This window comes from Stappia sp. P2PMeth1 (genome assembly GCF_900185735.1).
GTDB lineage: Bacteria > Pseudomonadota > Alphaproteobacteria > Rhizobiales > Stappiaceae > Stappia.
Window position 1 is genome coordinate 153,902 of sequence record NZ_FYAW01000035.1, and the last position, 13,043, is coordinate 166,944.

Annotated in this window: 12 protein-coding genes; 2 read left to right on the forward strand and 10 right to left on the reverse strand. The window is 69.7% G+C overall.

Annotation, left to right across the window (positions count from 1 at the left end; genetic code table 11):
* Window positions 1-45: 45 nt before the first annotated feature.
* The 9 genes from P2PM1_RS20635 to P2PM1_RS20675 all read right to left on the reverse strand — a co-directional run bounded on the left by P2PM1_RS20635 (window position 46) and on the right by P2PM1_RS20675 (window position 10,652).
* The gene (locus tag P2PM1_RS20635; protein ID WP_186400347.1) at window positions 46-996 is read right to left on the reverse strand and encodes a ThiF family adenylyltransferase; all 951 of its coding nucleotides are present in this window, start codon (window positions 994-996) and stop codon (window positions 46-48) included.
* 29 nt (window positions 997-1,025) lie between these two features.
* The gene (locus tag P2PM1_RS20640) at window positions 1,026-1,478 is read right to left on the reverse strand and encodes an SET domain-containing protein-lysine N-methyltransferase (RefSeq protein WP_186386658.1); all 453 of its coding nucleotides are present in this window, start codon (window positions 1,476-1,478) and stop codon (window positions 1,026-1,028) included.
* A 179-nt stretch (window positions 1,479-1,657) separates the two neighbouring features.
* Window positions 1,658-2,266, reverse strand: a complete 609-nt coding sequence (locus tag P2PM1_RS20645; protein ID WP_186400348.1) for a maleylpyruvate isomerase N-terminal domain-containing protein — start codon at window positions 2,264-2,266, stop codon at window positions 1,658-1,660.
* Window positions 2,263-3,369: a cupin domain-containing protein gene (locus P2PM1_RS20650; protein ID WP_186400349.1), complete on the reverse strand. Its 1,107-nt coding sequence runs from the start codon at window positions 3,367-3,369 to the stop codon at window positions 2,263-2,265. Before P2PM1_RS20650 ends, P2PM1_RS20645 begins: the two co-directional genes overlap by 4 nt.
* A 30-nt stretch (window positions 3,370-3,399) precedes the next feature.
* Window positions 3,400-4,047 (reverse strand): maleylacetoacetate isomerase, encoded by a 648-nt coding sequence (gene maiA, locus P2PM1_RS20655; protein ID WP_186400350.1) that lies wholly within the window; start codon window positions 4,045-4,047, stop codon window positions 3,400-3,402.
* A 4-nt stretch (window positions 4,048-4,051) separates the two neighbouring features.
* Entirely contained in the window at window positions 4,052-4,747 is a 696-nt protein-coding gene (locus P2PM1_RS20660; RefSeq protein WP_186400351.1) for a fumarylacetoacetate hydrolase family protein, read from the reverse strand.
* A 15-nt stretch (window positions 4,748-4,762) separates the two neighbouring features.
* Window positions 4,763-6,736 (reverse strand): TRAP transporter fused permease subunit, encoded by a 1,974-nt coding sequence (locus tag P2PM1_RS20665; protein ID WP_186400352.1) that lies wholly within the window; start codon window positions 6,734-6,736, stop codon window positions 4,763-4,765.
* Between the two features lie 76 nt (window positions 6,737-6,812).
* Window positions 6,813-7,793, reverse strand: a complete 981-nt coding sequence (locus tag P2PM1_RS20670; RefSeq protein WP_186400353.1) for a TAXI family TRAP transporter solute-binding subunit — start codon at window positions 7,791-7,793, stop codon at window positions 6,813-6,815.
* Window positions 7,794-7,892: 99 nt separating this feature from the next.
* A complete protein-coding gene (locus P2PM1_RS20675; protein ID WP_186400354.1) occupies window positions 7,893-10,652 on the reverse strand; it encodes a benzoate-CoA ligase family protein in 2,760 nt (919 codons plus the stop codon).
* Window positions 10,653-10,737: 85 nt separating this feature from the next.
* On the opposite strand from P2PM1_RS20675, the gene P2PM1_RS20680 reads away from it, so the two are divergent.
* A complete protein-coding gene (locus P2PM1_RS20680) occupies window positions 10,738-11,163 on the forward strand; it encodes a thioesterase family protein (protein WP_186386666.1) in 426 nt (141 codons plus the stop codon).
* Window positions 11,144-11,938: an IclR family transcriptional regulator gene (locus P2PM1_RS20685; RefSeq protein WP_186386667.1), complete on the forward strand. Its 795-nt coding sequence runs from the start codon at window positions 11,144-11,146 to the stop codon at window positions 11,936-11,938. The genes P2PM1_RS20680 and P2PM1_RS20685 overlap by 20 nt, the downstream gene beginning before the upstream one ends.
* A 202-nt stretch (window positions 11,939-12,140) precedes the next feature.
* Here P2PM1_RS20685 and P2PM1_RS20690 read toward each other — a convergent pair whose 3' ends face one another.
* Entirely contained in the window at window positions 12,141-13,040 is a 900-nt protein-coding gene (locus P2PM1_RS20690; RefSeq protein ID WP_186400355.1) for a hydroxymethylglutaryl-CoA lyase, read from the reverse strand.
* Window positions 13,041-13,043: the final 3 nt, after the last annotated feature.

The following is a 13,043-nucleotide window of genomic DNA, read 5'->3' on the forward strand; positions in this document are numbered from 1 at the left end:
CTCCCGGAGTTGTGAATGTCTTGAAGGGAGGCGGGGCGGCTGCGCTCAGCTTGCCGCGCGCCAGTCGAAGTCCGGCTTGAAATGGGCCTCGTGCACGCCGTCGTTGGCCCAGGTGCCGTCGAAGGCGTAGAAGCCGGCATCGAAGGTCGCCGTGTCGACGAGGTAATAGGCCGGGATCGGCGGCAGCGGCTCGCAATAGGGCGCCTTTTCCAGGCCGCACAGGACCAGCACGGAGCGGGCGGCGACATAGCCGCAGGCGATCGGCGGCACCGCGCCGAGGATCGGGATGTTGCCGACATCGTCCATCCATTCGTAGACGGTGTCGCGGTCGGGGAAGCGCGGGAAGTAGTTGGCCTGCATCTTGATCAGCCGCTCGACGTCGTCGCGGTCCAGCGTCTTGTCTTCGGGAATGCCGAGCAGCTCCTCATAGGTCATGCCGTGCTTGTCGAACTTGTAGACGGTCGACGCCCAGCCCCAGACGCAGGCGCACAGCATGGTGATGGCGCGCGGGCTCGCCCGATAGGCCCGGTGCAGCGCGTAGCGCTCGGAAATCAGGTAGAAATCCGTCATGTCGAGCAGCAGGTCGCAGCCCTCCACGAAGTCCTCGGCGGTGTGGCGCTGGATCCCGTCCGGATAGATCTCGACGGTCACGTCGGGCGTCATCTCGTGCACCATCTCGCCGACCACCATCGCCTTGTTGCGGCCGACCGTGTTCTTGCCGGCGCCGAGCTGGCGGTTGATGTTGGAGGCGTCGAAATGGTCCGGATCGGCGAGCTTCAGATGCCGCACCCCCATGCGCGCCAGTTGCACGGCGAGATAGGAGCCGATGCCGCCGCAGCCGGCGACGCCGACCGTCGCATTGGCGAGCTTGTCCTGGGAGAGCTGGCGCTGCTCCTCGTCGAGGCCGAGAAAGCACAGGGAGCGGGACACGCGCTCCTTGTAGAAGGCCTCGTCGTGAATGCCTTGCAGCTTGATCTTGCGGGCTTTTTTCAGCATGGAAGGGTCCTTTCGTCGATGTGGTGCGGTCAGGAGGCGAAGCTGTCGCCGTCCGGGTACTCGTCGAGATTGGTGTAGCGGATGGTGACTTCCGCCCCGGCGGCGATGGCGGTGAGGGCGCGCAGTTGCAGCCAGAGGCCGTCGGCCTCGAAGCTCCACTGGATCACGGCGTTGTTGTCGGCCGCGTGGTTGCAGTAGGACATGCCGCCATTGATCAGCGCATAGGTGTTGCCGGGATTGCCGGGCGCGTAGTCGGCCGGGTTGGCGAGCAGATGATCGAAGACGGCGGTGGGCTTGAGCGCAGCGCTTTCATCGGCATCGAAGAAGATGCCGGGGGCGCGCTGCAGCAGGGTCCCTGCGTCGACCGCCCTGCGTGCATAGACGCCGCGGCCCTTTTTTCCGGCTTCCCGGACGCAGATCAGCTCATATCCGCTCTCGAAATCTTCGGGAGTGGCTGAATATGGTCTTTCAAGGGATGACATAGTCTCTTTCCTCGCAGCCGACGTCTGTCGTCGAGGACAAGAGTATTGGGGGAGGCCCCGCGTTGATATGATCCGCAGGGCTCAATTCGGATCTATCCTGGCGTGTATTTCGTCAGGAAGGCGGCTTTTGCGTGTGGCTGCCGGTCGCGGCCCGAGGACTTGAGGGCGCTTTGCGGGCGTTACAGATCGAGCAGTGCCGGGCTCGGCGCCGGCCTGTCCCGCGCCAGCGCCTCGGCAAGGCCGGGCGGCGCATCGGCGATCCGGCCGCCGGCGCGAAGGTCGAGCCCGTGCCGCCACAGGGCGCGGGCGCGCAGCCACGGCGTGTCGGCAAGCGCGATCCGCCGCCCGGCCGCATCCTCGACCGCGCGCTCCCACTGCGGCGCCTCCAGGTCGCGCCATTCCACATCCAGGTGGATCGCGGAATGGGCGAACAGGTGCCGCAGCGCCCGCGCCGGCTGGCTTGCCTTGCGGCTGACGTCGTCCGGGTCCACCGCCGCGCGTCCCGGCATCGGCCCGGCCGCGCTTCCCCGCGCCCAGGCGGCGATCCCGCTGAGCGCCCGCGCATGATAGCCGACATGGGCGACGATCTGCCGGCGCGTCACGCCGGGGATCGCGGAGGGCGCGTCGAGATCGCCGTCGTCCAGCCCGTTCAGCAGCCGGGCGAAGAAGGCGGTGCCCTGCCGCGCCCAGGCCAGCGTGCGGGCCGGGGCGGTCGCCGCGTCGTAGCGCGCCCCGGCGCCCTGGCGGCGGCGCAGTTCGGCGCGCGCCGCCTCCAGCGGATCGGTCATCGTCCGGCCTCCTCCACATGGGCGCGGGCGAAGTGCAGCCGCTCCATGATCGGCGCATCGGAAAAGCGGAACAGGTCGAACCGGGTCTCGGCCTGCAGCGACCAGGCGATCCAGGACGGGATGACGAACAGGTCGCCGGTCTCCAGCCGGTGCTCGTGCCCGTCCAGCACGACCGCGCCGCGCCCGTCGAACACCTGGAACACGCTGGAGCCGACCTCGCGCCGCACCGGCGTCTGGCAGCCGGCGCGCAGCCGGTGGAACTCGCAGCGGATCGTCGGCATCACGTCGCCGCCGGTCGTCGGGTTGACGTAGCGCACCGCCGCGTGGCCGGGCGCTGCCGTCGCCGGCTGGCCCTCCTCCTCCAGCAGCAACTGCTCGCTCAAGGCCCGGTCGGTGAACTCCCAGCGATAGGCGCCGATCGGCGAGCTGACGGTCGCCTGCAACCCGGAGAGCGGGTGCAGGCCCGGATGGCACCACAGCCGCTCGCCGCGCGAGAAGCGCGGCGTCGCGTAGTCGGTCACCCGGTCGGAGCCGAATTCGAAGAAGCCGACATCGTTGTGCTGGGAGAAGGGGATGTCGAGCCCGTCGATCCAGGCCATCGGCCGGTCGGTGTCGTTGTGGTGGCCATGGAAGTTCCAGCCCGGCGTCAGCAGCAGGTCGCCCCGGCTCATGCGCACCGGATCGCCGTTGACGACGGTCCACACGCCCTCGCCCTCGACGACGAAGCGGAAGGCGTTCTGCGAGTGGCGGTGCTCCGGCGCGGTCTCGCGCGGGCCCAGATACTGGATCGCCGCCCACAGGGTCGGGCTGACATAGGCATGGCCGCCGAGGCCGGGATTGGCGAGGCCGATGGCCCGCCGCTCGCCGCCGCGCCCGACCGGCACCAGCTTGCCGGAGGCCTCGGCCAGCGGCAGCAGGTCCGCCCATTTCCACACATGCGGTCGGGCGCGCGGCTTGGGGTGGACCGGCATCAGGTCGCCGATCTGCGTCCAGAGCGGGATCAGGTGATTGTCGGCAAAGCCGCGATACAGCGCGCGCAGCTCGGGGCTGTCCTGCGGCTGCATCGCGTGCTCGACCGTCTCGTGCGTCAGGGCGTCGTTCATGGCACTCTCCGTTCCGTCTCGGGTGGCGGGTCAGGCGGCATCCGGCTGCCGCGGCGGGGCCGCCTCGGCAAAGGCCGGGATGGCGTCGAGCCGGCCGAAGATCGCGGCGATGGTCGGCCAGGCGTCGGTGTCGATCTCGAAGCGGCGGTTGTTCCACATCTGCGCGTAGAGGCAGATGTCGGCAAGGCCCGGCGTGTCGCCGTGGCAGAAGGCGCCGGTCTCGCCGTCCCGCGCCAGCATCGTCTCCAGCGCGTCGAAGGTGGTCGTGACCCAATGGGTGAACCAGCGCGCCTGCGCCGCCTCGTCGGCGCCGAACTGCTCGGCCAGATAGCCGAGCACCCGCAGGTTGTTGAGCGGGTGGACCTCGCAGGCGATCATGTTGGCGAGCGCCCGCACCCGCGCCCGCCCGTCCGGATCGGCCGGCAGCAGCGGCGGCTGCGGCCGGGTCTCCTCCAGCCATTCGATGATCGCCAGCGACTGGGTCAGCACCCGCCCGTCCTCGCGCTCGAGCGCGGGAACCAGCCCTTGCGGGTTGAGCGCTAGGAACTTCGGAGCGCGCGTCTCGCCCTTGCGCAGCGCGTAGGAGACATAGGCGTAGTCGAGCCCCTTCAGCTTCAGCGCTGCGCGCAGCCGCGTCGAGGTGGAGGAGCGGAAGAAATTGTGCAGCACCAGGGTCATGGGATCACTCGCGCGGGCCGATGGGGGTGACGATCTCGCCCAGCCCCTCGATGGCGACGGTGCAGGTGTCGCCGGGGGCGAGCGGGCCGACGCCGGCCGGCGTGCCGGTCATGATCAGGTCGCCCGGCCGCAGCGCGATCGAGTGCGACAGGATCGAGACGATCTCCGGCACCGACCAGATCAGCTCGCTAAGGTCGGCGTCCTGGCGGATCTCGCCATTGACGGCAAGGCGGATGAAGCCCCTGTCGGGATGGCCGATCTGCTCGGCCGGATGCACCGGGCCGATCACCGCCGAGCGGTCGAAGGCCTTGCCGAAGTCCCAGGGCCGGCCCTTGTCGCGCGCGGCGAGCTGCAGGTCGCGCCGGGTCAGGTCGTTGCCGACCGCGTAGCCGAACACATGCGACAGCGCGGTATCGCGGGCGATGTCGCGCCCCGCCCGGCCGATCGCCACCACCAGCTCGGCCTCGTAGTGGAAGTTCTCGGTCTCCGGCGGATAGGCGACGCTCTCGCCGCTCGCCACCACCGCGTCGGCCGGCTTGGTGAAGAAGAACGGCGGCTCGCGCTCCGGGTCCTTGCCCATTTCCCGGGCATGGGCGGCATAGTTGCGCCCGACGCAGAAGATGCGGCGCACCGGCAGCAGGGCCTCGCTGCCGGCGACAGCCACCGTCGGCACGGGGAGCGGCGGGGAAATATACGACATCGATCGGTCCTTCCTTCAGTCGCGTGTCACGGGAGAGGCGGTCGCCGGCGCGGGGGCGCTTCCGGCCCGCCACAACAGGGCGAGGGCGACAAGGCCCGCGCCGTTGATCCACAGCGTCGCCTCGCCGCCGATCCCCGGCGGCAGCAGCAGGGCAAGGCCGGCGGCGGCGGTGGCGAGCCGGCGGGCCGGGCCGGCCGGTCCGTGCAGCCAGCCGACAAAGGCGGCGGAGATCGCGTAGACGCCGAGCGCTGCGGTGACCACCGCCACCAGACTGTCGAGCGGGTCGCCGATCAGCAGCAGGGCCGGCGAGAACACGAACAGGAACGGGACGATATAGGCGGTCCAGCCGAAGCGCATGGACTCCATGGCGGTCGCCATCGGCGGCGCCTTGGCGATGGAGGCGGCGAAGAAGGCGCCGATGCCCACCGGCGGCGTCACCATCGACATCATGCCGAGATAGAAGATGAACAGATGCGCGGCGATCGGCTCGACGCCGGACTCGATCAGCGACGGGGCGACCAGCACCGCGAGCAGCAGATAGACCCCGACCGTCGGCATGCCCATGCCCAGCACCAGGCAGACGGCGGCGGAAATCAGCAGCAGCAGGAACAGGTTGCCCTGGCCGAGATCGACCAGCGCATAGGTCACGGCGAAACCGAGGCCGGTGACGTTGAGCACGCCGATGATGAAGCCGGCGGCGGCCGAGATCATGATGATGTCGGTGATCGCGACCCCGGTCTCGACCAGGCAGTCCCACAGGTTGCGCAGCCCCATGCGCAGCTTGCCGTAGCCGCAGCTCAGGCCGATGCCGAGGGCGGCCAGCGCCCCCCACAGCGCCGCCGTCTCGGCCCGCTGGTTGAACCAGAACAGCGCCGCGACGATCGCCGCGAAGGGGAGGGCGAACACCCAGCCGCGCGCCAGCACCTGCGCCGCCCTTGGAATCTCCTCGCCCTCGACCGGGCGGATGTCCTGCTTCGCCGCCAGCAGGTCGGCCTGCGCGAACAGCGACACGTAGTAGAGCAGGGCCGGGACGATGGCGGCGACGACGATCTCCGAATAGGGCTTCTGCAGGATGTCGGCCATCAGGAAGGCGACCGCGCCCATCACCGGCGGGGCGATCTGGCCGCCGGTGGAGGCGACCGCCTCGACGGCGGCGGCGGTGGTACGGCGGAAGCCGGACTTGATCATCAGGCGGATGGTGACGACGCCGGTCGCCACGATGTTGGAGACGACGACGCCGGAGATCGAGCCGAACAGGCCGGAGGCGACGATGGAGATCTTGGCGGCGCCGCCCCGGCGGCGGCCCATGGTCGCCATGGCGATGTCGTTGAAGAAGCCGGCGCCGCCCGAATGCAGCAGCACCTGGCCGAAGAACACGAAGGCGATCACCACGGTCGCCGCGACGTTGAGCGTCAGGCCGAGCAGGCCGTTGGGATCGAAGGCGAGATAGACCGCGAGCCGCACCGGCGCCACTTCCCGCGTCTGCAGGATGCCCGGCACCAGATGGCCGAGCAGGCCATAGCCGCAGATCGTCAGCACGACGATCACCAGCACCCAGCCGACGCAGCGGCGCAGCGCCTCCAGCACCAGCGCGAACAGCGCGATGCCGGCCACCAGGGCGTCCCAGGGCAGCATCATCGCCCGCCCGACCAGCGAGGGATAGGCGGCCGCGACATAGAGCGACAGCCCCAGTCCGGCGAGGCCGAGCACCGGGTCGGCGAGGCGCTGCAGCCGGCTCATGTGGCGCCGTCCGATCGCCGTCGGATCGCCGAGAAAGACCAGCGCCAGCGCCAGTCCGAGGACCGCGGCGAGGAACTGCTCCGTATAATAGGAGTAGCCGAGCCGCGAGCCGAGATCGGCCGCCTGGGCAAGGGAAAGCAGCGTCAGCGTGCCGCCGAGCGCCGCCCGCAGCAAGCGCGTCGCGGCGACGCCGCTACGGTCGCCGCCATGGTTGCTGCCGGCGCCTTCCGGTGTCTGGGTGGGTGCCATTGTCTGTCCTGACGAGGTTCGATCGCGCGCGCCGGACGGACGGCAGCTTGCCGCCCGTCCGTCCACGACCTGAGGATCATTCGACCGGCGTCTGCGCGATGCCGCGCTTGGCGAAGAAGGCGACCGCCCCCGGATGGTAGTCGAGCCCCGGATAGGCCTTGTAGGCGCTCGCCAGGTCCAGCGCCCGCAGCGGCGGATAGGCGGTGCCGATCGCCTGCGCCTCGTCGAACAGCACGCCGAGCAGCGCCTCGACCTGCGCGTCGCTGACATGCGCGCCGGCGACCAGGATGTTGTCCCAGGTGACGAAGGCCATCGGCTCGTGCACGCCGACGCGGGGCGGCGCCGGGGTCACTTGCGAGAAGTAGAAGGCCGGGCGCACCGCGCGGATGCGGGCGAGCGTGTCGTCATTGGCCTCGATGGTCAGGAAGCGCACCCCGCCGACCGAGGCGTCGACCTCGGCCACCTTCGGGCCGCCAAGGGCGAAGAAGGCGCTGTCGACCCGGCCCGAGGCCATGTCGTCGGAGCCGCGGATCAGCTCCGGCACCGGCACCTGCCGCACGTCGTCCCAGGTCAGCCCGCCGGCCGCCAGGATCGCCGAGATATGGGAGCGGGCGATCGGAAAGGCGTCCCAGCCGGAGGGCACGCTGCGGCCCTTCAGCTCGGCCACCGCCTTCAGCCCGGAGCTTTCCTTGACATAGAGGCCGACCGGGAACGGGTTGACGCGGGCCAGCACCCGCAGGTTCGGCATCGCCGCCGTGTATTCGCCGCTGCCCTCAACGGCGGAGATCACGTCGTTGACGTCGTTGAGCGAGAATTCCGCCAGTCCCTCGTTCACCGACTGCATCATCTGGGCATTGCCGCCATAGGGCTGCACCACCATGCGCATGCCGGCGCTGGTGCGGGCCTGGCCGGCGATCACCGAGGCCATGGTGTTCCATACCGAGCCCTGCGGCGGCGTCGAGATCGAGGCCACCTGGGCCAGCGCGGTTGCGGCGGTGCCGATCAGCACGGCGGCGGCCAGGGCGCAGTTCGCAAGTCGTTGTCCAATGCGTGTCATGTCTTCCTCCCCTTCAAAAACCTGTCGTTTTCGACCTTGGCGGCCCGCTCCGTCCCTGGTGCGCGAGGCCGCCTCGGTCCTCCCGGCGTGCCGGCCCGGTCACGCCCGCTGCAGCAGCGCCTGGCGGTCGATCTTTCCGGTGCCGGTTTTCGGAAGCTCGTCGATGTAGTCGATGAGGCGCGGATACTTGAACGGCTGCAGCCGCGACTTGACGTAGTCGCGCAGCCGCTCGCTCTGCTCGTCGCCCTGCCGCGAGCCCTCGCGCAGCCGCACGATCGCCCGCAGCGTCATCCGCCGGTCGGGCAGTTCGTGCGCCAGCACGGCGCATTCGTGCACGTCCGGATGCTCGTTCAGGCAGCGCTCCACCTCCAGCGGCCAGACCCACTGGCCGGACACCTTGATCAGGTCGTCGGAGCGGCCCTGGAAGTAATAGTGTCCGTCCCGCTCGACAAAGCGGTCGCCGGTATGGATCCAGCCGCCGCGCATCGTGTCGCGGGTCTTGTCGGGCCGGTTCCAGTAGCAGGGCGCGGAGGAATGGCCGCGCACCAGCATCACGCCTTCCTCGCCCGGTTGCGCCGGCCGTCCGTCCGCCGTCTCCAGCCGGATCTCGTAGCCGGGCACGCGCCGGCCGGCCGCGCCGATCCGGTGGTCGTCCAGCGCGTTGGACAGGTAGATGTGCAGCAGTTCGGTGGAGCCGAGCCCCTCCGTCGGGCCGTGGCCGGTGCGCGCCTTCCAGGCGTCATAGACCTCCTGCGACAGGATTTCGGCCGCCGACATCGACTGGCGCAGCGATGACAGGTCCCGCGCCGCCAGCGACGGCGCCCGCGCCAGCGCGGTGTAGAGCGTCGGCAGGCCGAACAGCACGCTCGGCCGCCATCTCTCGATCAGCGCCAGCACGTCGTCCGGGCGCGGCTGGCCCGGCATCAGCAGCGTCGTCGCGCCGACCGAGAAGGGAAAGGTGAGGGCATTGCCGAAGCCATAGGCGAAATAGATCTTCGGCACCGAGAAGCAGATGTCGTCCGGCGACAGCTTCAGCACATGGCTGCCGAACGAGGCCTGCGTATAGGCCATGTCGTGATGCAGATGCACGACGCCCTTCGGCCGGCCGGTCGAGCCGGACGAATACATCCAGAAGGCCATGTCGTCCGGGCCGGTATCGGCGCAGGCAAGCTCCGTGGCCTGTCCGGCGAGGAAGGTCTCCGCCGCCATCTGCCGGTCGCCGCCCGCCGATCCCGTGGCTGGTTCTGGGGCCGGGCCGTTGACCAGGATCACCCGCTCCAGCGCGCTGCCGGCCAGCGTGTCGCCGGCGAACCGGTCGGCAAGCGCCGCCTCGCACAGCGCCAGCCGTGCGCCGGTGTCCTTCAGGAAGAAGTTCAGCACCTCCGGCGTCGTCTGGATGTTCAGCAGCACCGGCACCAGCCCGGCGCGCACCGCGCCGAAGAAGGCGGCCGGGTAGGCCGGCGTGTCGTCCAGGAAGAACGGGATGCGCTCGCCGCGCCGCAGCCCGGCGGCAAGGAAGGCATTGCCCCAGCGCGCCGCTTCGCCGACCAGGTCCCGATAGGTCAGCGTGCCGGCGGGGCCGGTCACCGCCACCTTGTCCGGGTTGCGGGCGAGATTGTCCCACAGGATCGCCGAACAATTGGCGTGGTTGGCCTTGTCGAAGCCGATCTCGGCCGCTCCCGGCGTGTCGTCGCCGACCGGATCGACGATGGCCGGCGCCGGCGCATTGGCCTTGGCGGCCTCGTAGCGAGCCATGAATTGCGGGGCGATGGAGCGCAGCCGGTCCATGTCGACCCGGCCCGAGCGGGTCATGTAGTCGAAGGCGAAGTCGAGCGGCGGCAGGTCCATCTTCGCCGCGAAGCTCTCGTACCAGCCGGCCGAGGTGTTGGCGGCGTCGACGATCTTGCGGGCGATCGGCTGGCGGTCGCGCTGATAGGCGGCCAGCGCCGCGTCGACATCGTCCTGCGCGGCGAGCGCGCGCACCAGGGCGATGGCGTCCTCCATGGCAAGGCGGGTGCCCGAGCCGATGGAGAAATGCGCCGTGTGGACCGCGTCGCCGAGCAGCACGTGGCGCCCGGCCACCCAGTTGCGGCACCACAGCCGGGGAAACTGCCGCCACATCGAGCGGTTGGTGATCAGCGGCGCCCCCTCCAGCACCTCGGCGAAGATCTCGCCGCAGACCCGGGCGCTCTCCTCCTCGTCCATCTCGGCGAAGCCATGGGCGCGGAAGGTCGCCGCGTCGCATTCGACGATGAAGGTGCTGCGGTCGGGCGCGAACCGGTAGTGATGGGCGTTGAGCGAGCCCTTGGCGCTGCGCACGAAGCTCTGCGTCAGCGTGTCGAAGGGGCGCGGCGTGCCGAACCAGGCGAAGTGATTGTCGAAATGCTCGAGCCTCGGCTCGAAGGCGTCGGCCAGGCTGGCGCGAACCAGCGAGTTCAGCCCGTCCGCGCCGACGATCAGGTCCGCGTCCAGCTCGTCCAGCGCGTCGACGCGGTAGGAGTAGCGCATCTCGACGCCGAGCGAGGCGGCATGCCGGCGCAGGATCTCGATCAGTTCCAGCCGGCCGATGGCCGAGAAGCCGACCCCGTCGAGCAGCACCTGCCCGCCCGGCAGGTTCAGCGTCATGTTGCGCCACCGCTCCATATGCGGCGTGACCAGGTCGTGAATGTCCGGATCGTCCGCCTTCAGGAAGTCCAGCGCCTGGTCGGAAAACACCACTCCGAACCCGAATGTCGCCCCTTCCGGGTTCTGTTCGCTGACCCGCACCCGCACATGCGGCAGCAGGCGGCGAAACAGGATCGCCGTGTACAGCCCGGCCGGGCCGCCGCCCAGCACCTCGACCTTGGAAAGCCCGCGCATGCTCCTCCCTTTCCCTCTCGACAAGCGTGGGAGGGGAAGATACAAACAATTCCACAATATGCAACATCTTTCATATGGTGGAATTATGAGCCGGCCAGCCCACAGTTTCTCGACCCGCGCCAGCTTCGGCGACTGCGATCCGGCGGGGATCGCCTTCTATCCGAACATTCTCGGCTGGCTGGACCGGACCTTTCACGACTGGCTCTGGGAGTTCGGCGGCCATGCCGCCCTGTGCGCGCGGCTCGGCGCGCGCGGCATCGGCGTCATGGAGGTTTCGGCCCGCTTCCTGGCGCCGATCCGCGAGGGCGACCGGCTGACTGTCGAACTGGCGGTGGAGGAGTGGAAGGAGCGGGCGGTGCGGCTCGCCTATCGGATCGGCTCGGGGGACCGGCTGGTGGCGCTCGGCCACGAGACCAGGGGACTGTTCGCGCAAGGCCCGGACGGTATGATGGCGGCGCGACTCGATGCGCTGCGCGATGTGCTGGAAGACCATGAAAAACAGGCAGGATGAGACGGAAGAGGGCGAGCCCTCCGGCGGCATACAGTCGCTCGACGCGGCGCTGCGGCTGCTCCGGGTGATGACCGGCTACAGCCGCCCCATGGCCCTGTCGGAGATCGCCCGCGATTGCGGCATGCCGCTCAGCAAGGCGCATCGCTACCTTGCCTCGTTCCTGCATGCCGGTCTGGTCGAGCAGGCCGGCCGCTCCGGCAAATACGATCTCGGCGCCGGCGCCGTGCGTCTCGGCCTTGCCGCCCTGGCCCGGCACGACTTCGTCAACCGCACGGCGGAGGAGCTGCCGGACCTGTGCGGCGAGACCGGCCTCACCGGTCTGCTGTCGGTCTGGGGCAACCAGGGCGCCACGGTCATCCGCTGGGAGCGCACGGCCTCGCCGGTGATAACCTCGATGGGGCTCGGCACGACGCTGCCGCTGCTCAACTCGGCGACCGGTCGCGCCTTCCTCGCCTGGGCGCCGCAGGGCGCGATCCAGCAGGCGCTGGAGGTCGAGTTGCAGCACGCGCGCCACAACCCGAACCTCATCTCCGACCTGACCGCCACAACCGACGGCGTCGCCGATCTGCGCCAGGCGACCCGCGCCGCCGGTTATGCCACCGTCGACGGCCGGTTTATCCCCGGTCTCGTCGCCATTGCCGCGCCGATCCTCGACTGGCAGGGCGAGGCGCAGGCGGTCGTGACCCTGATCGGCACCGATCCGGCCGCGACCCGGCCGGGCTCCGATCCGGTCGCGCGGCTGCGCGCCTTCGCGCAGCGCCTGTCGCTGACGTGACCTGATTAGACGTTACGTAACGTCATCTGAGCCGTCCCGGCCGACGCGCGGCCGATCCGCTCCGGCGCCTTGCGGGCGGATTCGGGAGGCTTGCCGCCTTTGCCGATTTCGAGACGAGATTCCCAATTTCGCGCGATATTGAGACGGAATTTTGCAAAATCCGTCTCAATTTTCGAGACGGCCGTCGCGCCGGTTTTTCGCCTCAGCCGGTGCTGCCGCGCAGCGCCTTGTAGACCCGGCTGGTCGGGCGGATGCCCATCTCGCGCGCGATGAAGGCGACCGCGTCGAGCAGCGGTTCCATCGAAATTTCGCAGTCGTAACAATCACCTAAGAGCAGATAGAGCACGTCCTCGGTGGCGACGTTGCCGGCCGCGCCCGGCGCGAAGGGGCAGCCGCCGAGCCCGCCGGCCGCCGCATCGACGGTGCGAATTCCGAGCCGCAGCGCCTCGGCGACATTGGCGATGCCCATCCCGTAGGTGTCGTGAAAATGCGCGGCAAGCTCTGCGACCGGAACGTGTCCGGCGACCGCCTCGACGACCGCCGCGATGCGCGCCGGCGTTGCTTTTCCGAGCGTTTCGCCCAGCGAAATCTCGCCGCAGCCCATGTCGCGAAGCGCCCGCGACACCTCCGCGACCGCCGCCGGCGCGACCCGCCCGGCATAGGGACAATCGGTGATCGTCGACACGTAGCCGCGCACGAAGATCTTGTAATCTCTCGCTTTTTCAACGAGCGGCCGGAAGCGGGCGAGCGACTCGGTGACGGTACAACCGATGTTCTTTTCGGCGAACGCATCGCTCGCGGCGGTGAAAACGGCGACCGCGCGGGCGCCGTGCTCGATGGCCTGGTCGAGGCCGCGCTCGTTGGCGACCAGCACCATGTCGCCGTCCCGCTGGCGCGAGCCCGTCGCGGTCATCACCTCGGCGGTATCGGCCATCCGCGGAACGGCTTTCGGCGAGACGAACGAGCCGACCTCGATCCGCCTTATCCCCGCCCGCCGCAGGTGCTCGACAAGGCCGATGCGCGCCGCCGTCGCGATCGGTTCCTTGCGCGCCTGCAGCCCGTCGCGCGGGCCGACTTCGACGATGGTGACGCGCTCGCTCATCCG

What these genes read in the sequence shown, in the direction of transcription:
- P2PM1_RS20635 (WP_186400347.1), bottom strand. Translation starts at nt 996, where the DNA reads ATGCTGAAAAAAGCCCGCAAGATCAAGCTGCAAGGCATTCACGACGAG.
- P2PM1_RS20685 (WP_186386667.1), top strand. Translation starts at nt 11,144, where the DNA reads ATGAAAAACAGGCAGGATGAGACGGAAGAGGGCGAGCCCTCCGGCGGC.
- P2PM1_RS20640 (WP_186386658.1), bottom strand. Translation starts at nt 1,478, where the DNA reads ATGTCATCCCTTGAAAGACCATATTCAGCCACTCCCGAAGATTTCGAG.
- P2PM1_RS20650 (WP_186400349.1), bottom strand. Translation starts at nt 3,369, where the DNA reads ATGAACGACGCCCTGACGCACGAGACGGTCGAGCACGCGATGCAGCCG.
- P2PM1_RS20645 (WP_186400348.1), bottom strand. Translation starts at nt 2,266, where the DNA reads ATGACCGATCCGCTGGAGGCGGCGCGCGCCGAACTGCGCCGCCGCCAG.
- P2PM1_RS20670 (WP_186400353.1), bottom strand. Translation starts at nt 7,793, where the DNA reads ATGACACGCATTGGACAACGACTTGCGAACTGCGCCCTGGCCGCCGCC.
- P2PM1_RS20665 (WP_186400352.1), bottom strand. Translation starts at nt 6,736, where the DNA reads ATGGCACCCACCCAGACACCGGAAGGCGCCGGCAGCAACCATGGCGGC.
- P2PM1_RS20660 (WP_186400351.1), bottom strand. Translation starts at nt 4,747, where the DNA reads ATGTCGTATATTTCCCCGCCGCTCCCCGTGCCGACGGTGGCTGTCGCC.
- P2PM1_RS20680 (WP_186386666.1), top strand. Translation starts at nt 10,738, where the DNA reads ATGAGCCGGCCAGCCCACAGTTTCTCGACCCGCGCCAGCTTCGGCGAC.
- P2PM1_RS20690 (WP_186400355.1), bottom strand. Translation starts at nt 13,040, where the DNA reads ATGAGCGAGCGCGTCACCATCGTCGAAGTCGGCCCGCGCGACGGGCTG.
- P2PM1_RS20675 (WP_186400354.1), bottom strand. Translation starts at nt 10,652, where the DNA reads ATGCGCGGGCTTTCCAAGGTCGAGGTGCTGGGCGGCGGCCCGGCCGGG.
- maiA (WP_186400350.1), bottom strand. Translation starts at nt 4,047, where the DNA reads ATGACCCTGGTGCTGCACAATTTCTTCCGCTCCTCCACCTCGACGCGG.